Raw genomic sequence first — 24,698 nt, forward strand, 5'->3', positions numbered from 1 at the left:
GGAGTGATGTAAAATGAAAAAAGCACTAAGCGGTTTTGTTTTATTGATATTAATGATACTGTTAGGAGTTGAAAAGGCTAGCGCTGACAATGAAGGCTTAGAAATGTACCGTCTGTATAATCCAAATAGTGGCGAACATTTTTATACAGCTAATTGGAATGAAAAAGAAATGCTTTCAAGAGTGGGCTGGCGTTATGAGGGGGGTGGTTGGATTGCTCCTTTGCAAGGACAAGATGTATATAGAATGTACAATCCTAATGCTGGCGATCATCATTATACTTTGAATGCTAATGAAAGAGATTTCCTTATTAAGTCAGGATGGAGATATGAAGGAGTGGCATGGAAATCTTCTGGTCAATATCCATTATATAGACTTTATAATCCAAATGCTAGAGCAGGTAGTCATCATTACACATTATCTGAAGCAGAAAAAGTGCATTTAACTCACGTTGGTTGGCGTTATGAAGGTATTAGTTGGTATGCTGTTGGGTTAGGAGCTCCAATTTCTCATCAATCGTCTTCTAATTCAGGAAATATAGCTAATCCAGAAATGTATCCAAATTGTGAAGCTGCCCGAAGAGCCGGTGTAACTCCTATTTATCGTGGACAGCCTGGTTATAGTAGTAAATTGGATAAAGATGGAGACGGGGTCGCTTGTGAATAGTTAGCAAATCATTTATTTTTAAATAGTCCTTTTAAAGTTAGGCTTTGTTCCTAACTTTTTTATTTTTATGTTAGAATATATTTAATGATATAAGGAGGCTAAAATGACAATTTCAATCATCGTTCCTTGTTTTAACGAGGAAGAGTCGCTTCCGTTGTTTTATGCGGAAATGGAAAAAATTAAATCTCAAATAAATGATCATTTTGAATACATCTTTGTCAATGATGGCTCAAAAGATAGAACTTTAGCTATTTTACGAGAACTCAGTCAGAAAAATAATAATGTTCGTTATCTTTCTTTTTCGAGAAATTTTGGAAAAGAAGCAGCTCTGTATGCAGGTCTCAAACATGCAACTGGTGATTTAGTGACTGTCATGGATGCGGATTTGCAAGATCCTCCAGAACTTTTACTTACAATGAAATCTATGCTAGAGAAGAACTCGGATTTGGATTGTGTGGGGACACGACGGACAACACGTGATGGAGAACCACCAATTCGTAGTTTTTTTGCTAGGATGTTTTATAAATTGATTAATAAAATTAGCCAAGTTGAGATGGTGGACGGCGCGCGTGATTTCCGTCTCATGCGCAGGCAAATGGTAGATGCCATTTTAGAAGTTTCTGAGTACAATCGTTTTTCCAAGGGAATATTCGCATGGGTTGGATTTAAAACAGAATATTTGGAGTATAAGAATGTGGAACGAGTTGCAGGAAAAACCAGTTGGAGTTTCTGGCAATTATTGAATTATTCTTTAGAAGGGATCATCAACTTTTCAGATGCTCCTTTGACGATAGCCTTTTGGGGAGGTGTTGTTGCCTGTTTATTGGCATTCTTCCTTATCATGATTGTCATTGTTCGTACGTTGATTTTTGGTGACCCAACGTCTGGCTGGCCTTCTATGGTTTCGATTATTCTTTTTCTAGGTGGTTTTCAGTTGTTGACAATTGGCATTCTTGGTAAATACATTGGAAAAATTTTCATGGAAACCAAAAAAAGACCAATTTATGTCATTAAAGAGAAGAGCAAGTAGAAAGCAGATTTTTTCTGCTTTTTTTGATATAATGGATTTATTGAATGTTTATTGTTCAGAAAGGAATTTCAAATGATTTTAATTACAGGGGCTAACGGACAGCTTGGGACAGAACTTCGTTATCTTTTAGATGAACGCAATGAAGAGTATGTGGCAGTTGACGTGGCAGAAATGGATATTACAAATGCCGAAATGGTAGAGAAGGTTTTTGCAGAAGTGAAGCCAAGTCTTGTTTATCATTGTGCTGCCTATACAGCTGTGGACGCAGCAGAAGATGAAGGTAAAGAACTGGACTATGCAATCAATGTCACAGGAACTGAAAATGTTGCTAAAGCAGCAGAAAAGCATGGTGCAACACTTGTTTACATTTCTACAGACTATGTTTTTGCTGGAGATAAGCCAGTTGGGCAGGAATGGGAAGTAGATGATCAACCCGATCCTCAGACGGAATATGGTCGCACGAAGCGCATGGGAGAGGAATTGGTTGAGAAATATTCTAGCCGTTTCTACATTATCCGCACAGCTTGGGTCTTTGGAAATTATGGAAAGAACTTTGTTTTCACTATGCAAAATTTAGCGAAAACACATAAAACCCTGACTGTTGTGAATGACCAACATGGTCGTCCAACTTGGACGCGTACGTTGGCTGAATTTATGACGTACTTAGCAGAAAATCAAAAAGAATTTGGTTATTATCATTTGTCAAATGATGCTACAGAAGATACGACTTGGTATGATTTTGCAGTGGAAATCTTAAAAGATACAGATGTCGAAGTTTTGCCAGTAGACTCTAGCAAGTTTCCAGCGAAAGCGAAGCGACCTCTCAATTCTACCATGAGCCTCGCTAAAGCTAAGGAAACCGGCTTTGTCATTCCAACTTGGCAAGATGCCCTCAAGGAATTTTATAAACAAGGAAAGAAATAAGGTAGAAGCAGCCGAAAGGTTGCTTTTCTTTTCTATTTTATGTTACACAAACGATTTATAAAGTGATATAATAGATTAGATTGCAAAATCTTGAATTGAGGGAAATCATGAAACATGTATTCATCATCGGAAGTCGTGGCCTTCCTGCTAAATATGGTGGATTTGAAACCTTTGTTGAGAAATTAGTGGAGAACCGCCTATCTCCTCAAATCCAATACCATGTAGCTTGTTTATCAGATGATGAAGCTTATCATCATTTTGATTACAAAGGCGTAGATTGTTTTACGATTAAAGCACCAAAACTTGGTCCAGCTCGCGTTATTTCTTATGATATGATGGCAATTAACTACGCTTTGAAGTTAGTAAACAGTCAAAAAATTGCTCAACCGATTTTTTATATTTTAGGAAATACAATCGGCGCTTTTATCGCACCTTTTGCTCGAAAAATTCACAATGCTGGTGGTATCTTTTATATCAATCCTGATGGACTTGAGTGGAAACGTGCCAAGTGGTCTAAGCCCGTTCAAAAGTACCTCAAATATTCTGAGAAAGTGATGACTAAACATGCCGATTTGGTGATTTCGGACAATCAAGGAATTGAAAGCTATATCCAGAAAGCTTATCCGTGGGCTAAAACCACTTTTGTTGCCTATGGGACCGATTTGCGCTTGTCATCTTTAACTGCTCAGGATGAAAAAGTCCGACACTTTTTTGACACGTGGGCAAGTAAAGAAAAAGATTATTATTTGATTGTTGGGCGTTTTGTTCCAGAAAATAACTATGAAATCATCATTCGTGAGTTTATGAAGTCACAGACGCAACGAGATTTACTGATTGTCTGCAATCATCAAGGCAATGCTTATTTTGAAGAACTACGACAAAAAACAAATTTTGACCGAGATGAGCGGATTAAGTTTGTCGGAACCGTTTATGATCAAGATTTATTGAAGTATATTCGCAATCAAGCTTTTGCTTACATTCACGGTCACGAAGTCGGAGGTACCAATCCAGGACTGCTGGAGGCGCTAGCTCAGACAGATTTGAATTTAGTGCTGGGTGTGGACTTTAACCGACAAGTGGCAAAAGAAACGGCTCTTTACTGGGATAAGAAAGAAGACAGCCTAGTTGATTTCATTCATCAGGTAGATAAACAGTCCGACTTTTCAGACCTAGGTCAAGCAGCGAAAGAAAACATGAAAGAACACTACACTTGGGAAAAAATTGTGGGTGAATACGAGGAATTATTCTTATCATGAAAGTGACCATTCTCATGTCCACCTACAATGGTGAACGGTTTTTAGCAGAACAAATTGAAAGTATTCGGCAGCAGACCTATACAGACTGGCAGCTGTTAATCCGAGATGACGGTTCTAAAGACAGGACGCGTGAGATTATTCAAGATTTTTGTCAAAAAGATAATCGCATTCATTTTGTGAATCCTGATAGCGTCGAGAATCTTGGTGTTATCAAAAGTTTCTTTTATCTTTTGAAATATCAAACATCAGATGTTTACTTTTTTAGCGACCAAGATGATGTCTGGTTGCCTGAGAAAGTAGAAATGCAGCTAAAAGAAGCGATTAAGTACGATGGCAGTCAACCTTTACTGGTTTACACGGATTTAAAAGTTGTTGATCAAGAGTTAAATGTCGTACATGAAAGTATGATTCGTACACAGTCTGACCATGCAAACACAGAACTGCTTCAAGAATTAACAGAAAATACTGTTACAGGCGGCGTTTCGATGATTAACCAAGATCTGGCTGACTTATGGACAGGTCAAGAAGTTCATGACCTTCTCATGCATGACTGGTATTTAGCTTTGTTGGCAGCAGCTTTTGGTCGTTTAGTCTATATAGACCACCCAAGCGAATTGTATCGGCAACATTCCAATAATGTTTTAGGTGCAAGAACCCTCAGAAAAAGAATGCAAAATTGGATTCGCCCGCATATTCTTTTTGCCAAATATTGGAAATTGATTCAAGATAGCCAAGAACAAGCGAGGAATTTATTGGCTTTGCCTCTGACTGCTCAAAATAAAGAACTGATTGAAAATTTTGTGACAATCATGGAAGTCCCTTTTATGGAGCGTTTGCGCCGTCTTCAAAAATATGGCTATCGAAAAAATCGTGCCTTCCATACTTTTGTCTTTACAACACTCATTCTTACAAAATTTGCTTATAAGGAGTAATGATGGACTTATTTAGTCGAAAAAATATGATTCTCTTACGCGAGATGATTAAAACAGATTTTAAATTACGGTATCAAGGGAGCTTGATTGGACATTTATGGTCCATTTTGAAGCCCTTGCTCTTGTTTACGATTATGTATTTAGTTTTTGTGCGCTTCTTGAGATTTGATGATGGAACACCACATTATGCTATTGGTCTTTTAGTTGGTATGGTAACTTGGAATTTCTTTTCTGAAGCCACAAATATGGGAATGATGTCTATCGTTTCTCGTGGTGATTTGCTTCGGAAACTGAACTTTTCAAAAGAAATTATTGTCATTTCTTCAGTTGTCGGCGCAGCAATTAACTACTCTATTAATTTATTGGTCGTTTTCATCTTTGCTTTGGTTAATGGAGTAGCAGTATCCATTGGCTGGCTCACAGTTGTCCCATTATTTGTTGAATTGATTTTATTTTCAACAGGAATCGCTTTTGTGTTGGCAACGTTATTTGTTAAATATAGAGATATTGGTCCGATTTGGGAAGTGGTGATGCAAGCAGGAATGTATGCGACACCTATTATCTACTCTCTTACCTTTATTTTGCAACGTGGTCAGGTAACAATTGCAAAACTCATGATGCTAAATCCTTTGGCACAGATTATTCAAGATTTGCGGCACTATATTGTTTTTTCAGGAAGCATGCGTGGCTGGGATTTAATTGGTCATAAAGGTGTTGCTATGGTACCCTACATTCTTCCTTTCTTTATTTTTGGAATTGGGTATTATATTTTCCACAAAAATGCTAAGAGATTCGCGGAGATTTTATAATGTCAGATAAAAAAATTGCAGTAAAAGTTGATCATGTCAGCAAGTATTTTAAACTTCCTACTGAAGCAACGCAAAGTTTACGTACCAATTTAGTCAATTATTTTAAGGGAATTAAAGGCTATACGGAACAACATGTTTTAAAAGATATTAACTTTGAAGTTGAAGAAGGTGATTTCTTTGGGATTGTGGGCCGTAATGGTTCAGGAAAGTCCACTCTTTTAAAAATCATTTCTCAAATTTATGTCCCTGAGAAAGGAAAAGTCACAGTCAACGGGAAAATGGTTTCTTTTATTGAACTTGGTGTTGGCTTTAACCCAGAATTAACTGGACGTGAAAATGTCTATATGAATGGGGCTATGCTTGGTTTTACAACAGAAGAAATTGATGCCATGTACGATGACATTGTTGATTTTGCTGAGTTGCATGAATTTATGAATCAAAAACTGAAGAATTATTCAAGCGGAATGCAAGTTCGTTTGGCGTTTTCGGTCGCGATTAAAGCACAAGGTGATGTTCTCATTCTTGATGAAGTTCTTGCAGTCGGTGATGAAGCTTTCCAGAGAAAATGTAACGACTATTTCTTAGAACGAAAAAAATCTGGGAAAACAACCATTCTTGTTACGCACGACATGGGCGCTGTTAAGAAATATTGCAATAAAGCTGTTTTGATTGAGGACGGATTGATTAAGGCGATTGGAAATCCTGATGATGTTGCAAATCAGTATAGCTTTGATAATGCGATTCAACCAACACAAGAAAAAGCTACTGCTTCAGAGAATAAAACGAAACAAGTTGCATTGGTTGAGAACTTTGAAGTAAAATTGTTATCTCCAAATCAAGTAACACCAGACGATGAATTGAAGTTTGAATTTACTTTTACACAGCTTCAAGATATTGAGACTCATATTGCTATGTCGTTCGTTGATATTAACACTAATTATGGCTATTACAATGATAATTCTATGGATTTAAAAATTAGTGGAACAGGAGAAAAGAAAGTCATCTATACATGCAAACTTCCTTATTTAAATCATGCTCGTTTAAGATTGGAAGCAACTGTTCGTGATTCTGACAAACGTGTTTTAGCCTTTGCCGTATCTTCAAAAGCTCCAATCGTCTTTATTGAACGGAATGATATTCCAGAGGATGACGAATCTGCACTAGATTCAGCAACAGGTTTACTTGTTAGAAATGGAAGTTGGCAAGAATCGCACACATAAAACTTTACAAAGCGAGGGCTTAATATGGTAAAGCGTATTTTATTTATCTCTCCAACTGGAACATTAGATAATGGAGCCGAGAAATCAATAACGAATTTAATGGTTTATTTATCTGAAATAGGCTATGATATTTACAACGTCTATCCTGAAAATGGGCACCCAACTCATGCAAATTATGAAAGCAAGCTGTCTAATGCCAATGTTCATTTATTTCCACTATCTACGATAAAATGGTGGTGGGAAGAAGCACCTGGTGAGCGTCTTTTTTCTAAGGAAGAAAGGGTAATATATTATCAAAAGAATATTAAAGAAATACGAGATATTATTGTTGAGCAAGATATTGATTTAGTTATTTCTAACACAGCAAATGTTTTCCAAGGAGCTGTAGCAGCAGCCTGTGAGAATATTCCACATTTTTGGCTTATTCATGAATTTCCAGAGAGAGAATTTCAATATTATACTAAAAAAATGAATTTTATTTTTGAGAATTCGGATAAAGTTTTTTCTGTACGAGGAAATCTAGCTCAAACATTAGCTGCGCTAAACAACAATCCTGCTAATTTAGAAACATTTATTCCTTACACACAATTTACATCTGAAGTTTTGGGCAAGTCCAATCAAAGAAGAATCGTTTCAATTGGTGTTATAAATGAAAATAAAAATCAAATTGAGCTTCTCAAAGCCTATAAAAAACTGGGTCGCTATGATATTCCTTTAATTTTTATTGGCGGCTGGCAAAAAGAGGCGAAAGAAGAATGCGATGCTTTTATTGAGAAATATGAATTAACCAATGTCCAATTTTTAGCTTATAATGATCAGCCATGGACAGAAGTGACAGATTCAGATATTTGTGTGTACACCTCTAAATCCGAAGCCTTTCCTCTTGTTTTTATTGAATCTATTTTAAGAGGAGTTCCTACAATAGTTTCAAATAATAATGGTTATAAATCAGTGAAAGAGTATTTTGGTGTAGGTACAACCTATCAGTTAGGAAATATTGATTCATTGGCTGATGAGATGGCAGATGTTCTTGAAAATTTCGATATAAATAAGAGTAATGCAGTTCTTGCAAGCGAGAGAGCTAAACAGCTTTATACACTTGATAAGTGTTATAATAATTTACTTGCAAATATAGCATCTCTTTCGACAAGAACAGAAAAATCACTACAAGCTCTTAGCACCATGTTAGGAGAAACGTTGCCAAATCATTCCATATTGAATATAAAGAACCAGCATATTACGATTTTTTATGCACGGGCGGATGAAGAATTTTCGGAAACAAATAGTCTGAAATTCCCATTGCAATATGCAGATGAGCTTTATTTTCAGATACCACATGAAGCGGCTAGATTGAGAATTGATTTATCTGAGGTTCCAAATTATTATAAAAACGTTAGTCTAAAAACTTATCATAACCAAACAGAGTTGAAAGTCGCCTTTACAAACGGGCTCTTGCTTTCTAATGAATTGCTTTTCGGGAAAAATGATCCTCAGCTTCATTATCATATTAATGATGTTGAGGATTCAGAATTTCTTTTTTCGTATGAAATGAAAGATATTTCTGATCCTATGAAAGAAGGTTCAGTTTTGACTGAGCTTTCAGAGGCGAATGAAGTTAACCAGAAATTGCTGGAGAACATTACGGATTTGGAAGAGCGCATTCACCAGTTAGAATGTAATTATCAAGAATTAGTTCATGAATACAATGCGGTTATAGGAAGCCGACGCTGGATAATTCCGACTAAAATTATTAACTTCTTTAGGAGAAGACAATGAAACGATTATTAATTTATGTTCATTTTAATAAATACGACCATATCAGTCGACATGTATTTTACCAAATTGAGCATATGCGACCTTTATTTGAAAAACTTATTTTCATTTCAAATAGTCAGTTAAGCCTATCTGAAGTAGAAAAACTTCGTGACAAAAAGCTGATTGATGAATTTATTCAACGTGAAAATACTGGCTATGATTTTGGAGCTTGGCACGATGGCATGGATCTAGTTGGTTTTGATAAGTTGAAAGAATATGATTCAATTACCGTGATGAACGATACTTGTTTTGGTCCACTTTGGGATATGGAACCTATTTATCAAAGATATGAGTCTGATTCAGAAGTAGATTTTTGGGGAATGACAAATCATCAAGAAGTAAAACAAAGAAATCTGTTCATTAATGAGCATCTTCAATCTTATTTTATTTCTTTTAAAAAGAGACTCGTTCAGTCAACTGTATTTCAAAACTTCTGGCAATCGGTTGAAAATTATATAGATGTACAAAAGGTTATTGATAATTATGAGACCCAGTACACTAAGAAATTTGTAGATGCAGGTTTTAAATACCAGGCAATTTTGGATACAGTGCCTTTAAAGGATGACTTCTTCCATAGTAACTTCACAATTCATTATCCGCATGTTTTGTTGGAAAATCACGTTCCTTTTATTAAGATAAAAACGTTTGATTTAACTCAACATTTATCCCCTTACTTACTGCAAGAGATTGAAAAGGTATCAGATTATCCGATAGAATTTATTTTATCTCACATGTCTGATATGAGTTTACCAACGCCTCCATATTTGCTTGATAGAAAAGTATTAAAAGATAATCAACTTCAGTATTCAAATCAAAAGAAAGTTGCGGTGCATCTCCATACTTATTATGTAGATCTTTTGGAAGTATTTTTAACGGCTTTTGAAAATTTTCATTTTAATTATGATTTATTTTTGACAACAGATTCTGAGAAAAAGAAAGCAGAAATTGATAAGATTCTAACAGAATGCGGCAAGGTAGGCAAAGTTTATATTACTGGGAATCGCGGTCGTGATGTTATTCCGATGTTGAAACTCAAAAATGAACTATCAAAATATGACTATATTGGTCATTTTCATACGAAAAAATCTCCAGAATATCCGCATTGGGTAGGAGATTCATGGAAAAATGAACTTTTTGATATGTTAATCAAACCGGCGGATAAAATTATGGCTAGTTTGGAAAATGATGAACGGTTAGGTTTAGTTATTGCTGATATTCCAACTTTTTTCCGTTATACAAAGATTGTTGATCCGTGGAATGAAAATAAATTCGCAGACGATATGAATTTGCTCTGGGAAAGAATGAATATTAAACGGTCTATAGATTTCAATCAATTAAATACATTTATCATGAGTTATGGAACTTTTATTTGGTTCAAATATGATGCTCTAAAGCCTTTATTTGATTTGAATTTGCAAGATGCTGATATTCCAGCAGAACCATTGCCACAACATACCATTCTACATTCTATTGAACGAATTTTAGTTTATTTAGCTTGGTCTCAACGTTATGACTATGCAATCTCTAAAAATGAGATTTATATCACTCCTTTTGTGGATAATATTGTTTTAAATATCCGTCCAGATACCTTACCAAACACATATATAAACTTCGACAATATTGGCGGTATTAAAGGGGCTCTGAAATATATCTATCGTGGACCGGGGAGTGCTGTTAAATATTTACTGAGAAGATTGAAAAGAAAACTTACTTCGTGAAGTCTTTCAAGTTAGTTTTATCTTATAACAAGCATCGAGGAATTTTACTTATTAAAGACTGTGTAGACTTGTCTTTTAGTAATTAAGATAAATCAGTTTTATTGGGCAATCATTATGAAATTTTTAATTAAATATTATAGACAATTTAGTATATTGTTAATCAGCTTCTTATTTTTTAATGTAATAGGGACTTGTTTACATTTTATATTAGAAGAAAATAGAAACAAAGCAGTCAATTCTTATATGATACTGGGATTACTATGTGTGTTGTTCATCGCAGTATGTTTAGGGTATATTGTATCAAAGCTTTTAAATAAAAGATTATATTTTTTTATATTATTTATTTATATAGGATATTTAATTTTTTCTTATTTACTAGAAATATCCATACACTTAACTGTACCTTCTTATGATTTATGGGATTTTAAAGCTAACCATTTATTGCAATTTAACTCTTTAATTTTTATTATTCCAACATTATTGATAGCAATTATTTTTAAATATACTCCAAAGTTAAATAACATAAATTTTTTAGATAGTTTGGCAGTTGATGAAGAAAATTGTGATATTTTAGAAACATTCTTTTTATCACAAATATTATTGAATTTCATATTATTGGACAGTAAAACATTAGAATTTCTTAAACAGACCAGTTTTTTAAAAAAATTTATTGTTAATAATAAATTTCAAATAACTGATTACTTCACCTTCTCTTTAATAGGATTACTTGTTTATTTAACGATTTTACTTATCATTCCTAGTTTTTTCTCAATAAAAGCAATAAAGGATATTTGTAAAAATAAAGCTAGTTTTTCAGTTGCTAGTTTACTAAGTCTATTATTTGCGATTGTTTTTAATTTTACAATACAAAATAGTATAAGAGGAGATGCGGAATTTCGCCTTTCAACAGGAGCAACTCCATTTCAAATTATTATTTTCTTTGCTATTTTTTTGATTATCTATCTAATATTTAATCGTTTTTTAATTTCTACAATATTTATCTTATTAGTTATTAGTGGAGTGACAGTAGCAAGTAGCCTTAAATTCCAATTTCGTCAAGAACCAATATTACCTAGTGATATAGTTTGGTTAAAGGATCCTAAGTTACTATTAGAATTCATCAACGGATTTTCGTATATAGTATATCTTTTACTAGGCCTTCTTGTAATAGTAAGTTTGTACTATTTTTTCAGGAACAAAATACTAGTAAGTAAGATCATACAAAATTACAAATATCGTTTATCTATTTTGATGTTAACTGTAATATTTCTCACCTCAATTGTAGGGATATTTGCAAATAGAAAAGATGGGAAAATTCAAGAGAATATACCTATAATTTCTGTTCTTAATAATTATGAAGATTTGAATTGGTATGGAAACACAATAAATGCTCGCTCGCGTTCACTTGCATTTGTATGGTTATCGCAATTGTCAGACAGTACCATGTATAAACCTCAGGGTTATAGTGCCGAAAAAATTAAAGCAATTGAGCAAAAATATCAAAAAGCTTCTCAAATTTTAAATACAGAACGAACAACTAAGATAGAAGAACAAACGGTTGTTTACATATTAAGTGAAAGTTTTTCTGATCCTGCTCGCGTTGAAGGGGTTAAGCTTTCTCAAAACCCTATTTCAAATATTCAAGAAATTAAGAACCAAACTACGAGTGGTTTAATGAAATCAGATGGCTATGGTGGTGGAACAGCAAATATGGAGTTTCAATCGCTAACCGGTCTACCATTCTATAATTTGTCACCTAGTATTTCTGTTGCTTATACAGAAGTTGTTCCTAAAATGAACAAATTTCCTGTCATTAGTGACCAATTTGAAGCCAAGAATCGCATTGCTATTCACTTGGCCGCACCAACAAATTATTCTCGAAATGTTATTTATAAGTCTCTAGGGTATTCTAAATTTGTTAGTTTATTAACAAAGGGACTAGATGTTCATTATCAGGGAGTAAATTATAGTGATAGTTCTTCTTATCAATTAATTCTTGATAATATGAAAGATAGCCAAAATCAATTTTTCTCTGTTATGACGATGCAAAATCATTCTCCTTGGAAAGAAGAAGAGCCAAATAATATTGAAGCTTCTAATTCAAATTTCTCTAGTGAGGAGAACAACCAATTAAGTAACTATACTCGTTTGTTATACCATACAGATATTGCTACAAAAGAGTTTCTTGACCAACTCTCAAAAGTCAATAAGAAAGTTACAGTTGTTTTTTATGGAGATCATTTACCAGGGCTTTATCCGCAGTCGGCTTTCAAAAATAATCCAGAGAGTCAATATTTAACAGACTATTTTGTGTGGAGTAATTATGAAACACCTAAATTGGACTATCCAATTGTAAATTCAAGTGACTTCACAGCTTTATTGTTAGAACAAACCAATTCAAAAGTGTCACCTTATTATGCTTTATTAACAGAAGTTTTGCATAAGGCAAGTGTTGATAAAAAAGATTTAGATGCAGAAGGGCAGCAAATTGCAGAAGACCTGAAGTTGATTCAGTATGATATGGTGGCAGGTAAAGGCTATTTGTCAAAGGATTTTTTCAAAGTACATAGTGAATAAAAGTTGTGATATGCGGTTCTAAAATTGCATAGTTGGTTAAAAAAATCAACTATTATTAACTTCCATTTAAAATGGACGAAAATTATACTAGATAATAAGACTTGACTTCTGGCACATAGGAGTCAAGTCTTTAATTTTTTATGGTCACTAATCCATGTAAACTCTAAATATGACAATGATTTCCTCCTCTGTATTGCGAGGTGGATATAGTTGTAAGGTTTCTCCCGTTTGGATTGACAAGTAGGAGGGGAATCCTTTGGATCAGCTCTTTTTTTAGTTCTTTAAAAATGATATACTAAAATGAAACGATTATTTTAGAAATGAGTTGTTATGCAAGTAAAGAATATCTCAAAGCGATTGAGGAAAGTGGCTAGTTTTGTTCCACAGGGTGCTAAAATCTTGGATGTGGGGAGTGACCACGCCTATTTGCCCATTTATTTAATGCAACAGGAACGGATTGTGTCGGCTATTGCTGGAGAAGTTGTTGAGGGACCTTATCAATCTGCGGTTGCCAATGTGGCGGACAATGGATTGGCTGATAAAATTTCTGTTCGTTTGGCAAATGGTTTGGCAGCTTTTGATGCAGAAGATCAGATTGATGTTATCGTTATTGCAGGAATGGGAGGAAGATTGATAGCAGATATTTTAGCCAATGGCAGTGCGAAATTGGCATCTGTTAAGCGTCTGATTCTTCAGCCTAACAATCGGGAAGATGAGCTTCGCAGGTGGTTATGTGGTCATAATTTTCAAATTATTGAGGAAGCTATTCTGGAAGAAAATGGGAAATTCTACGAAATAATGATAGCCGAGCAGGGAAAACAGATACTAAGTGCCAAACAAGGACGCTTCGGACCATACCTGATGAGGGAACAATCGATTGTTTTTCAAAATAGATGGCAGCGAGAAGCAGATAAGCTAGAAAAAGCTCTGGCTAAAATCCCAGAGAAAAATCTGGTAAAACGCTCTGCTATGTCCCAAAAAATTAAACAAATCAAGGAGGTACTCCATGCTGGCGAGTGATGTCATTAACCGTTATGAAGCATACTGTCCTCAGGACTTGTCCGAGGAGGGAGATGTTCGAGGGCTGCAAATTGGAACTCTGAATAAGGAAGTTAAGCGGATATTGGTAGCTTTGGATATCCGCGAGCAGACAGTTGCAGAGGCGATTGAAAAGGGAGTGGATTTGATTTTGGTTAAGCACGCTCCAATTTTTCGTCCTATTAAGGATCTGGTGGCGGAGCGATCTCAGAATCAGATTTATATCAATCTGATTAAGCACGATATTGCAGTTTATGTTAGCCATACCAATATTGATATTGTAGATGACGGTCTAAATGATTGGTTCTGTGATTTACTGGAAATCACCGATACGGATTATCTTAGCGAAACGGCTCCTGGACACGGTATTGGTCGTGTTGGTAAGATTGCACCTCAGACTTTTGGAGAATTTTCAAGCAAGGTTAAGGAAATTTTTGATTTAGATAGTTTGCGTTTGGTGAGTTATTCGGCTGTGGATCTGGAGCGAATGATTGAGAAAGTAGCAATCTGTGGTGGCAGTGGTCAATCCTTGTATAAAGAGGCGCTTGCTAAGGGAGCACAGGTTTATATTACGGGTGATATTTACTACCATACAGCACAGGATATGCTGAGTGATGGGCTGTTAGCTTTGGATCCAGGTCACCATATAGAAGTGCTCTTTGTAAAAAAATTGGTTGAAAAGTTTCAAGACTGGAAAGTAGAAGAGGGTTGGGAAGTAGAATTTTTAGCCAGTCAGGTTTCTACAAATCCTTTTAAACATATCTAAGTAGGAAATTGTATGAAAAAAGTAGCGATTATCGGAGCAGGGATTGTCGGATCAACTGCCGCCTATTATCTATCGAAAAATCCTACCTTTCAGGTGACAGTTTTTGACTATGGTCAAGGTCAGGCAACCAAGGCAGCAGCTGGTATTATCAGCCCATGGTTTTCTAAGCGGCGCAATAAAGTGTGGTATCGTATGGCGCGACTGGGAGCAGATTTCTATCTGGATTTGGTAGCTGATTTACAGAAGGACGGTTTTGCAACGGAGTTTTATCAACAGACCGGTGTCTTTTTGCTGAAGAAAAAAGAGGAAAGCTTGGAGACATTCTATGACTTAGCAGACCAACGGCGAAAAGAATCACCGCTCATTGGCGACTTGCAGCTACTTTCACAGGCGGAAGTAGCAGAGTACTTTCCCAATCTTAAAGGGTTTGACCGTCTGCTCTATGCTTCTGGAGGAGCACGCGTGGAAGGCTCATTATTGACCCAGACTTTGCTTGTGGCTAGCGGTGCAGAAGTAATCCAAAAGAAAGTAAGTTTGGACATTCGAGATGATGCTTTCTGGGTTGATAGTTGCTATTTTGACCAAGTTATATTAGCGACAGGAGCTTGGTTGCCTGAGCTTTTGAAACCATTAGGTTATCAAGTGGATATTCGTCCTCAAAAAGGCCAGCTACGAGATTATCAGACTGATCTGGTGACAGATGATTATCCAGTTGTTATGCCAGAAGGAGAGCTAGATATTATTCCTTTTCAAAATGGCAAAATCAGTATGGGAGCTACTCACGAAAATGAAATGGGCTATGATCTAAGAGTAGATCAAGGTTTGCTGGATAAAATGGAACAAGAAGCTTTTTACTATTTTCCTAGTTTATCTCAGGCAAAAGTGGTGAGCGAGCGGATTGGAATTCGAGCCTATACAAGTGACTATTCTCCCTTCTTTGGTCAGGTGCCAAATCTTCCGCAGGTACTTGCAGCCGGTGGCTTAGGTTCTTCTGGTTTGACGACAGGGCCGCTCATCGGATATCATTTAGCTAAGATGGTTCAGGGAAAAAGTGGTAGTTTAAATCCAGCGGATTATCCTATTGAAAGATATATTAAGAAAGAGAAATAGATGACAGAGAATATTTTAAATTGGGTCAATATTTGTGTGAAAAAAGGGAATCAAGTTCTCTTGCTCAATCGACAGCATGATGATTTTAAAGGCTGGATTCAGCCAGGTGGGAAAGTTGAGTTTCCAGAATCTTTTTTTGAAGCAGCGGCTCGTGAGTTGAAAGAGGAAACTGGACTGATAGCTTTGAATTTACAGCTTAAAGGCATTTCAGGTTTTACCAATCCAACAAAAGCAGAGCGTTATGTCTATTATGATTTTCTCTGCGAGGATTTTGAAGGGGAACTACTAACGGAATCACGAGAAGGTCAGCCCAAATGGTGGTCAATTGATGAGTTGGAGTCATTACCCATGCAGGATGACATCAGAGACAGGCTTCCTTTGTACTGGCGCAAAGGCTCCTTTGAGCGGATTCACTATTGGGATGAAGAGAACCATTGCATCAAAGAAACCAAGACGATATTGTATGATGAAAGATAATGAGGAGATGAATTTGTTATGAACTGGTTGCAGGAACAGTCTGTGGTGCTGCAGGCTTTTTTGGCGGGACTCTTTACATGGGGCTGTACCATTGTAGGCTCTGCGGTTGTCTTTTTCTTTAAAACAGTCAGTCGTAAGCTACTGGATATTATGATGGGATTTGCAGCTGGTGTCATGATTGCAGCTTCATTTTGGTCGCTCTTGCAGCCTTCAATTGAGTATGCAAAAGGTAACTATGGAATCTGGTCTTGGGTACCAGCAGCCTTTGGTTTTCTGTTGGGCGGTTTCTTCTTGCGCTTTATTGATGCGGTAGTACCCCACCTATATCTTAGTAAGAAAGATGTATCTGAGGCAGAAAGCCTGCCGGAGCACAATCGGAATAAATTGTCCAAAACAGCTCTGCTTTTTCTGGCTATTACCATACATAATTTTCCGGAAGGCTTGGCAGTAGGAGTAGCCTTTGGTGCCTTATCCAGCAATTCCAGTCCGGAAGTTTTTATTGGAGCTGTAGGTCTGGCTCTGGGAATTGGTCTCCAAAATGTGCCGGAAGGGGCGGCCTTGTCCATTCCTATACGGACAGACGGGGAATCGCGTCTTAAAGCTTTTTACTGGGGTTCAATGTCGGCTATTGTTGAGCCTATTGGAGCAGTCCTTGGTGCTTATGCAGTTATGGCAATGACGGCTATTCTACCCTATGCCCTGTCTTTTGCGGCAGGAGCCATGATTTTCGTCGTCGTGGAGGAGCTGATACCAGATTCTCAGACAAATGGCAATACAGATGTTGCGACTTTAGGTCTCATGGTGGGCTTTGTGTTGATGATGGTATTGGATGTGGCTTTAGGATAGCAGATACTTTTTTGAAACCAATCGTATATTTTATCAGCCTATTTAGATAACAGCAGTTCTACTTTGGCTGATTTTTTGTTTCGTTTTGGATTTTCATTAAGTATGAGAGACTTTAAATGAAAGCACTCTCTTTCTTGAGGGATGACATCCGCTTTCAAAAATGGTAAAATAAAGAGAATACATTAAGAGAGGAAACTCATTATGAAAGGTATTATCCTTGCAGGTGGTTCTGGTACACGCTTATATCCTTTGACTAGAGCTGCATCTAAACAACTCATGCCGGTTTATGATAAACCCATGATTTATTATCCGTTGTCAACTCTTATGCTGGCTGGTATCAAGGACATCTTGATTATCTCAACACCAACAGATCTTCCTCGCTTTGAGGATTTGTTGGGTGATGGCTCGGAGTTTGGTATCAAACTTTCTTACGCTGAGCAACCAAGTCCAGATGGTTTGGCCCAAGCCTTTATCATCGGTGCTGACTTTATCGGAGATGACCATGTGGCTTTGATTTTAGGTGATAATATTTATCATGGTCCAGGTCTTAGCAAAATGCTGCAAAAAGCTGCTTCTAAGGAAAACGGAGCGACTGTCTTTGGTTATCAAGTAAAAGACCCAGAGCGTTTCGGTGTGGTTGAATTTGATGAAAATATGAATGCAATCTCTATCGAAGAAAAACCAGAACAGCCACGTTCTAACTATGCAGTTACAGGACTTTATTTCTATGACAATGACGTAGTAGAAATTGCTAAAAATATCAAGCCTAGTCCACGTGGAGAGCTGGAAATCACTGATGTCAATAAGGCTTACTTAGACCGCGGCGATTTGTCTGTTGAGCTTATGGGACGTGGTTTTGCTTGGTTGGATACCGGCACACACGAGAGCTTGTTAGAAGCTGCTCAATACATTGAAACCGTCCAACGTATGCAAAATGTGCAAGTAGCAAACTTAGAAGAAATTGCCTACCGTATGGGTTATATTACCAAAGAACAAGTGCATGATTTGGCACAATCGCTTAAAAAGAACGAATACGGTCATTACTTATTGCGCTTGATTGGAGAAGAATAAAACATGTCTGAACAATTTTTTGAAAAAAAATTAGCAGCCCGTAAGATTGAAGCCATTCCTGGCATGCTGGAATTTGATATTCCAGTTCATGGAGACAATCGTGGCTGGTTCAAGGAAAACTTTCAAAAAGAAAAAATGGTGCCACTTGGTTTTCCAGAAAGCTTTTTTGCAGAAGGTAAGCTCCAAAACAATGTCAGCTTTTCCCGCAAAAATGTGCTCCGTGGTCTTCATGCGGAACCTTGGGATAAGTACATTTCTGTCGCAGATGGCGGAAAAGTTCTCGGTTCTTGGGTTGATTTGCGTGAAGGAGAAACGTTCGGAAATACCTACCAAACGGTCATTGATGCCAGCAAAGGAATTTTCGTTCCTCGTGGTGTAGCAAATGGCTTCCAAGTATTGTCAGATACAGTTTCTTATAGCTATTTGGTCAATGATTATTGGGCATTGGAATTAAAACCTAAGTATGCCTTTGTCAACTATGCTGACCCCGCTCTTGGGATTGAATGGGAAAATCTTGACCAAGCAGAAGTTTCTGAAGCAGATAAGAATCACCCAATGCTTAAGGATGTTAAGTCTTTGACCAAAGATATGTTATAATACCCCCAGAAAAATAGGAGAAAATCTTTTCATGACTGAATATAAAAATATTGTAGTGACAGGTGGTGCTGGTTTTATCGGCTCTAACTTTGTTCATTATGTGTACAACAACTTTCCAGATGTGCATATCACAGTTCTGGATAAGCTAACTTATGCTGGTAACCGTGCCAACATTGAAGAAATTCTAGGCGACCGTGTGGAGTTAGTCGTTGGAGACATTGCAGATGCAGCGATTGTTGACCAAGTGGCTAAGAATGCGGATGCTATTGTTCACTATGCGGCAGAAAGCCATAATGACAATTCACTTAATGACCCACGTCCGTTTATTGATACGAACTTTGTCGGAACTTATACGCTTCTTGAAGCAGCTCGTAAATATGATCTTCGCTTCCATCATGTATCTACTGACGAAGTTTACGGCGATCTTCCTCTTCGTGAAGATCTTCCAGGTCACGGTGAAGGACCGGGTGAAAAATTCACTCCAGAAACCAAGTACAATCCAAGTTCACCTTATTCTTCAACCAAGGCAGCTTCTGACTTGATTGTCAAGGCTTGGGTGCGCTCTTTCGGTGTCAAGGCGACCATTTCTAACTGTTCAAATAACTATGGACCTTATCAACACATCGAAAAATTCATTCCGCGTCAAATTACCAATATCCTTTCAGGTATTCGTCCAAAACTTTATGGTGAAGGAAAGAATGTTCGTGACTGGATTCATACCAATGACCATTCATCAGGGGTTTGGACTATTCTCACAAAAGGGGAAATCGGTGAAACCTACCTAATCGGTGCAGATGGTGAGAAGAACAACAAAGAAGTGCTAGAGCTCATTCTCAAAGAAATGGGACAACCAGCTGATGCTTACGACCATGTAACAGACCGTGCCGGTCACGACCTGCGCTATGCTATTGATGCTAGTAAGTTGCGTAATGAACTAGGCTGGAAACCAGAATTCACTAATTTTGAGGCTGGATTGAAAGAAACAATCAAGTGGTACACGGATCACCAAGATTGGTGGAAAGCTGAAAAGGAAGCTGTCGAAGCCAACTATGCCAAGACTCAAAAAGTATTAAAATAAAAAGTAACTATTGAAGTTTTGTCTTAAAAGGAGAATCATGAAACATAAAATTCTAGTAACAGGTGGAGCCGGATTTATCGGAACTCATACCGTTATTGAGTTAGTCAATGCTGGACACGAAGTTGTTATTGTTGACAATTTAGTGAACAGTAGCAAAAAAAGTGTAGAAGTTGTAGAACGAATTATTGGTCAGAAAGTTCCATTTTACCAAGTGGATATTCGTAATAAGAAAGCCTTGCTGGAAATTTTTAAAGCAGAACAACCAACGGGTGTGATTCATTTTGCGGCGTTGAAAGCAGTCGGTGAATCAACACAAATTCCGCTGACTTATTACGAAAACAACATTACAGGAACGTTGACATTATTGCGCGTCATGGAAGAAGTTAATTGTAAAAATATCATTTTCAGCTCTTCTGCAACTGTCTATGGCGATCCTCATACTGTTCCAATTTTAGAAGATTTTCCTCTGTCAGTCACCAATCCTTACGGACGCACAAAGTTAATGATTGAAGAAATGCTGACAGATATTTACAAAGCTGATTCAAGTTGGAATGTTGTCCTGCTTCGATATTTTAACCCAATTGGTGCCCATGAAAGTGGTGATCTGGGCGAAAATCCAAATGGCATTCCAAATAATCTATTGCCGTACGTGACGCAGGTTGCAGTTGGAAAATTAAAAGAAGTGCAAGTATTTGGTAATGACTATCCTACAGTTGATGGTACCGGTGTTCGTGACTATATTCACGTGGTGGATTTGGCAAAAGGTCATGTGGCTGCTCTTCAAAAGATTGAAGGGACTGCAGGCTTGAATATCTATAATCTTGGTACTGGCAAAGGATATTCTGTTTTGGAAATCATTCAGAATATGGAAAAAGCAGTCGGCAAACCAATCCCTTATAAGATTGTTGACCGCCGCCCTGGTGACATTGCTACTTGTTATGCCGACTCTACAAAAGCAAAAGAAGAACTTGGTTGGGAAGCACAATTTGATATTTCACGTATGTGTCAAGATGCTTGGCATTGGCAAAGCAAACATCCAAATGGATTTGATGATTAAGTAAAAGGATATTTCAAATAATAAACGAGGTTGAGATAATAGTTTCTCAGCCTCGCTTTTTAATAGAAATAAGTCTGACGCACAGTAGTTGATTGCTCTTGAGGCTTGTAATAGTTCTAGCCATTTATTCTGAGAAACCTTGTGTGAATGATAAACTGATAGTAATTTCAAAATAAGTTTACTAAGAAATTAGAAAACCAGTTAAGCATTTTTCTGGAAGAATGACTTACTTTCTGTTAAACTAAAAGTATGGAACATCATTTTAATCATAAAGCAGAATCATTTGATTCTCCCAAAAATAGATTTATTGCCAATCTCATTCGCCAAAGAGTGGAAAAACAAGTTTTGGATTTTTCTGACAAGCGCATTTTAGATTTTGGCGGTGGTACAGGATTGGTGAGCCTGCCATTGGCGACACAATCAAAGTCAATAACGCTTGTTGATATTTCTGAAAAGATGCTTGAGCAAGCTCGTCTAAAAGTGGAAAAGCAAGCTATTGATAATGTTCATTTGTTGCAGCAGGATTTACTGTCAAATCCAGTAAATCAATTGTTTGACATCATTTTAGTCAGTCGTGTTCTTCATCATATGCCAAATGTTGAAGAAACTTTAACTGTGTTTAGAAATCACCTTGCTGATGACGGGCAACTTTTTATTGCTGATTTTGTCAAAACAGATAGAAATCATCATGGTTTTCATCTTGCTGACTTGGAAGGAAAACTGTCTCAAAGCGGTTTCTCATCCGTCAAATCTCAGGTTATTTATAGTGCAGAGGAACTCTTTTTAGGAAATTATGCGGAGCTTTTCTTGACATCAGCACAATAACATAGGAAGTGAACAAAAATTTTTCTTCAGAGACTTTGATTTTCTTTTATTTTATAAGTTCAGTTTGAAAAATACTTTCAGATTTTACAGTAGTTACCGACTCTATCAATTTTCTTTTTTGAGTTTTCAAGTTGTTTAATTTCATATTGAGCATAACAAAGTGAGGCTGGGACAGTTGGGTTAGGAGCGCCACTATCACAGGTATAACAAGGGATAAGGATATCCAACCAACCACTGCGTTTTTGCAGGCCAAACTATAAATACAATGAGGCTGGGAACTTTTGTCCCAACCTCTTTTTATTATCTATATTTTCATCTTCTTGAACCAAGCGGTATAAGCTGGTTGGATGAACACTTAGGCTGTTTGTACAGGTTCAGCCTCTTCCAAGATAAGGTTAATAACCGCTAGGTTGCAAGTCTTGTTGAATATTTTCGTGACATAATATTTCCGTGTTTCCACTTAATTTATGGTCACTTTATTATGCCAAGTTTAATTTTTAGCATTTAATCAAAATAGAGTAAATCTTTGCTTGTGCTTGTAAAGACTTCAAAGCCATTTTGAGTGACATGACCGCAGTCTTCGATACGGACACCAACTTTTCCTGGAATATAAATTCCAGGCTCGACAGAGAAGCACATACCTTCTTCAATCACCATGTCGTTTCCTTCCATGATAGATGGAAATTCGTGAACGCTCATGCCGATACCATGCCCCAGACGATGATTGAAATATTCTCCATAACCAGCTTTTTCAATGACCGTACGAGCAGCACGATCTACTTCATGAGCGGTGACACCTGGTTTGATAAATTCAAGGGCAGCTCGTTGAGCTTCAAGTGTTAGATTGTAAATGTCCTTTTTGAATTGATCCGGTTTTCCAACAGCAACTGTCCGAGTCATATCACTAGCATAGCCATTCACCATGCAGCCAAGGTCAAAGAGAAGCAAAGCATTGTTTTCAATCTTATTCGCGCCTGGGATGCCGTGTGGATTAGCAGCATTATCACCTGTTAAAACCATAGTTTCAAAGCTCATCTCATATCCGAGTTGTTTGATACCGAAGTCAATTTGAGCAATAATATCTGTTTCTGTCTTATTGAGAGAAATAGTCTCAAAACCAATCTTAACAGCTTTATCTGCATATTCTCCTGCGACAAACATTTTCTTGATTTCATCGGCCGATTTGATGAGGCGCATACGATTGATACAAGGGGTTAAGTTTGTAAATTCAGCTTGTTCAAAAACGGTGCGCAATCCATTGTATTTGGTCAAAATTAAGTTATCAAATTCAACAGCAACTTTGCGGGCGCTGTCCGTTGGCAAGGCTGCTTTGATTTTTTCCCAAGGATTCTCAGAGTCAACATAACCCACAACCTTAAAATCAACAATTGCGCTAGCTCGCTCTACCTCAAGAGCAGGAACAAAGAGTAGTGGTTCATGATTTGTGAAAATAAAAAGAAACATCTGACGTTCGTGAGGATCGCTATAAAATCCTGTTAAATAATTGATTGTAACAGGATCAGAAACCACGGCAACATCTGTTTTTTCTGTTTCTAGATAAGAAATAATTTGATTTATTTTGGTCATTCTAGTACCTTCTTTCTACCCCTCTATTTTTGCAAAAAAAAGGGTAAAAATCAAGAGGACAGTAAAAACTTTTTTTCACTTCAGAAATTTTACAGATTGGGTACATTTTTCTTGTAAAATCATTGGTAAAATTGCTAAGAATTTGCCTAAAGAACAAGATTTTTCAAAAAGTTATCAAAATGCTTGAAAGTGTTTCCAATAAGTGATAAAATGAGTATGGTAGGAATGTGAAAACGATATTTTCAATATAGAAAGGAAGAAGCATGAACACAGACGATACAGTAACCATTTATGATGTCGCGCGTGAAGCGGGAGTTTCAATGGCAACCGTTAGCCGTGTGGTAAATGGAAATAAAAATGTAAAGGAAAATACAAGAAAAAAAGTCTTGGAAGTGATTGACCGCCTTGATTACCGTCCAAATGCGGTGGCGCGTGGTCTTGCTAGTAAAAAGACGACGACTGTTGGAGTTGTCATTCCAAATATCACAAGCAGTTATTTTGCAACGCTTGCAAAAGGAATTGATGATATCGCAGAGATGTACAAATATAATATTGTTCTAGCCAATAGTGATGAAGATGATGACAAAGAAGTTTCTGTTGTCAATACGCTGTTCTCAAAACAAGTGGACGGTATTATCTTTATGGGCTATCATTTGACAGAAAAGATTCGTTCTGAGTTTTCTCGTTCACGGACGCCAGTTGTGCTTGCGGGTACAGTTGATGTCGAGCATCAATTGCCAAGTGTTAATATTGATTACAAACAAGCAACTATGGATGCAGTTGAACGCCTTGCCCAAAGCAACCAAAAAATTGCTTTTGTGAGCGGTCCTTTGGTAGATGATATAAATGGTAAGATTCGCTTGGCTGGTTACAAAGAGGCTCTGAAGAAAGCCAAACTTTCTTATAGCGAAGGGCTTGTTTTTGAGTCTAAATATAGCTATGATGATGGTTATCAATTGGCAGAACGTGTGATTACTTCTAAAGCAACAGCAGCCTTTGTGACTGGTGATGAGCTGGCAGCTGGCTTGTTAAATGGCTTATCAGACAAAGGTGTAAATGTACCAGAAGATTTTGAAATCATTACTAGCGATGATTCGCAGGTAGCACGCTTTACTCGTCCGAATTTGACAACAATTGGTCAGCCTCTATATGATCTTGGTGCGATTAGTATGCGCATGCTGACGAAGATTATGCACAAGGAAGAGCTGGAAGAACGTGAAGTGGTGTTAGCTCATGGTCTTATTGAGCGCCGTTCAACAAGGAAATAAGGAAGAGACCGTAAGGTCTTTTTCTTTTGCTTT

The 24,698-nt window shown here is 37.0% G+C and carries 22 protein-coding genes; 21 read left to right on the forward strand and 1 reads right to left on the reverse strand.

Annotation, left to right across the window (positions count from 1 at the left end):
- Positions 1-13: 13 nt before the first annotated feature.
- The 20 genes from FQ204_RS09075 to FQ204_RS09170 all read left to right on the forward strand — a co-directional run bounded on the left by FQ204_RS09075 (position 14) and on the right by FQ204_RS09170 (position 21,810).
- Positions 14-664 carry an excalibur calcium-binding domain-containing protein gene (locus FQ204_RS09075; RefSeq protein WP_144210846.1) on the forward strand — a complete coding sequence of 217 codons (651 nt, stop codon included), beginning with the start codon at positions 14-16 and terminating at the stop codon, positions 662-664.
- A 103-nt stretch (positions 665-767) separates the two neighbouring features.
- Entirely contained in the window at positions 768-1,694 is a 927-nt protein-coding gene (locus tag FQ204_RS09080; RefSeq protein WP_144210848.1) for a glycosyltransferase family 2 protein, read from the forward strand.
- 72 nt (positions 1,695-1,766) lie between these two features.
- The gene (gene rfbD, locus FQ204_RS09085) at positions 1,767-2,618 is read left to right on the forward strand and encodes a dTDP-4-dehydrorhamnose reductase (protein ID WP_144210850.1); all 852 of its coding nucleotides are present in this window, start codon (positions 1,767-1,769) and stop codon (positions 2,616-2,618) included.
- Between the two features lie 107 nt (positions 2,619-2,725).
- On the forward strand, positions 2,726-3,874 hold the full coding sequence (gene cps2T, locus FQ204_RS09090; protein ID WP_144210852.1) for a beta 1-4 rhamnosyltransferase Cps2T: 1,149 nt from the start codon (positions 2,726-2,728) through the stop codon (positions 3,872-3,874).
- Positions 3,871-4,806: a glycosyltransferase family 2 protein gene (locus tag FQ204_RS09095; RefSeq protein WP_144210854.1), complete on the forward strand. Its 936-nt coding sequence runs from the start codon at positions 3,871-3,873 to the stop codon at positions 4,804-4,806. The genes cps2T and FQ204_RS09095 overlap by 4 nt, the downstream gene beginning before the upstream one ends.
- A gap of 2 nt (positions 4,807-4,808) precedes the next feature.
- Entirely contained in the window at positions 4,809-5,615 is an 807-nt protein-coding gene (locus tag FQ204_RS09100; protein WP_144210856.1) for an ABC transporter permease, read from the forward strand.
- Positions 5,615-6,835, forward strand: coding sequence for an ABC transporter ATP-binding protein (locus FQ204_RS09105; protein WP_144210858.1), 1,221 nt, complete (start codon positions 5,615-5,617; stop codon positions 6,833-6,835). The genes FQ204_RS09100 and FQ204_RS09105 overlap by 1 nt, the downstream gene beginning before the upstream one ends.
- A gap of 24 nt (positions 6,836-6,859) precedes the next feature.
- On the forward strand, positions 6,860-8,611 hold the full coding sequence (locus FQ204_RS09110) for a glycosyltransferase family 4 protein (RefSeq protein WP_144210860.1): 1,752 nt from the start codon (positions 6,860-6,862) through the stop codon (positions 8,609-8,611).
- Positions 8,608-10,368 (forward strand): rhamnan synthesis F family protein, encoded by a 1,761-nt coding sequence (locus FQ204_RS09115; protein WP_144210862.1) that lies wholly within the window; start codon positions 8,608-8,610, stop codon positions 10,366-10,368. Before FQ204_RS09110 ends, FQ204_RS09115 begins: the two co-directional genes overlap by 4 nt.
- 114 nt (positions 10,369-10,482) lie before the next feature.
- Positions 10,483-12,945, forward strand: a complete 2,463-nt coding sequence (locus tag FQ204_RS09120) for an LTA synthase family protein (RefSeq protein WP_144210864.1) — start codon at positions 10,483-10,485, stop codon at positions 12,943-12,945.
- A gap of 330 nt (positions 12,946-13,275) precedes the next feature.
- Positions 13,276-13,965, forward strand: coding sequence for a tRNA (adenine(22)-N(1))-methyltransferase (locus tag FQ204_RS09125; protein ID WP_144210866.1), 690 nt, complete (start codon positions 13,276-13,278; stop codon positions 13,963-13,965).
- On the forward strand, positions 13,952-14,749 hold the full coding sequence (locus FQ204_RS09130; protein WP_144210868.1) for a Nif3-like dinuclear metal center hexameric protein: 798 nt from the start codon (positions 13,952-13,954) through the stop codon (positions 14,747-14,749). Before FQ204_RS09125 ends, FQ204_RS09130 begins: the two co-directional genes overlap by 14 nt.
- Before the next feature lie 12 nt (positions 14,750-14,761).
- The gene (locus FQ204_RS09135; protein WP_144210870.1) at positions 14,762-15,859 is read left to right on the forward strand and encodes an NAD(P)/FAD-dependent oxidoreductase; all 1,098 of its coding nucleotides are present in this window, start codon (positions 14,762-14,764) and stop codon (positions 15,857-15,859) included.
- Positions 15,860-16,336 carry an 8-oxo-dGTP diphosphatase gene (locus tag FQ204_RS09140; protein WP_144210872.1) on the forward strand — a complete coding sequence of 159 codons (477 nt, stop codon included), beginning with the start codon at positions 15,860-15,862 and terminating at the stop codon, positions 16,334-16,336.
- An 18-nt stretch (positions 16,337-16,354) separates the two neighbouring features.
- Entirely contained in the window at positions 16,355-17,182 is an 828-nt protein-coding gene (locus tag FQ204_RS09145; protein WP_144210874.1) for a ZIP family metal transporter, read from the forward strand.
- 201 nt (positions 17,183-17,383) lie between these two features.
- A complete protein-coding gene (gene rfbA / locus FQ204_RS09150; protein ID WP_003027717.1) occupies positions 17,384-18,253 on the forward strand; it encodes a glucose-1-phosphate thymidylyltransferase RfbA in 870 nt (289 codons plus the stop codon).
- A gap of 3 nt (positions 18,254-18,256) precedes the next feature.
- Complete coding sequence (locus FQ204_RS09155) at positions 18,257-18,850, forward strand: dTDP-4-dehydrorhamnose 3,5-epimerase family protein (RefSeq protein WP_144210876.1); 594 nt, start codon at positions 18,257-18,259, stop codon at positions 18,848-18,850.
- Positions 18,851-18,881: 31 nt separating this feature from the next.
- On the forward strand, positions 18,882-19,928 hold the full coding sequence (gene rfbB, locus FQ204_RS09160) for a dTDP-glucose 4,6-dehydratase (protein ID WP_144210878.1): 1,047 nt from the start codon (positions 18,882-18,884) through the stop codon (positions 19,926-19,928).
- Positions 19,929-19,965: 37 nt separating this feature from the next.
- A complete protein-coding gene (gene galE / locus FQ204_RS09165) occupies positions 19,966-20,985 on the forward strand; it encodes a UDP-glucose 4-epimerase GalE (RefSeq protein ID WP_144210880.1) in 1,020 nt (339 codons plus the stop codon).
- Between the two features lie 249 nt (positions 20,986-21,234).
- Positions 21,235-21,810, forward strand: a complete 576-nt coding sequence (locus FQ204_RS09170) for a class I SAM-dependent methyltransferase (protein ID WP_144210882.1) — start codon at positions 21,235-21,237, stop codon at positions 21,808-21,810.
- A gap of 504 nt (positions 21,811-22,314) precedes the next feature.
- Here the strand turns inward: FQ204_RS09170 and FQ204_RS09175 are convergent.
- Positions 22,315-23,397 carry a M24 family metallopeptidase gene (locus tag FQ204_RS09175; protein WP_144210884.1) on the reverse strand — a complete coding sequence of 361 codons (1,083 nt, stop codon included), beginning with the start codon at positions 23,395-23,397 and terminating at the stop codon, positions 22,315-22,317.
- 263 nt (positions 23,398-23,660) lie between these two features.
- On the opposite strand from FQ204_RS09175, the gene ccpA reads away from it, so the two are divergent.
- Entirely contained in the window at positions 23,661-24,665 is a 1,005-nt protein-coding gene (gene ccpA / locus FQ204_RS09180) for a catabolite control protein A (RefSeq protein ID WP_144210886.1), read from the forward strand.
- Positions 24,666-24,698: the final 33 nt, after the last annotated feature.

Source organism: Streptococcus constellatus (genome assembly GCF_902167705.1).
Taxonomy (GTDB): Bacteria; Bacillota; Bacilli; order Lactobacillales; family Streptococcaceae; genus Streptococcus; species Streptococcus constellatus_A.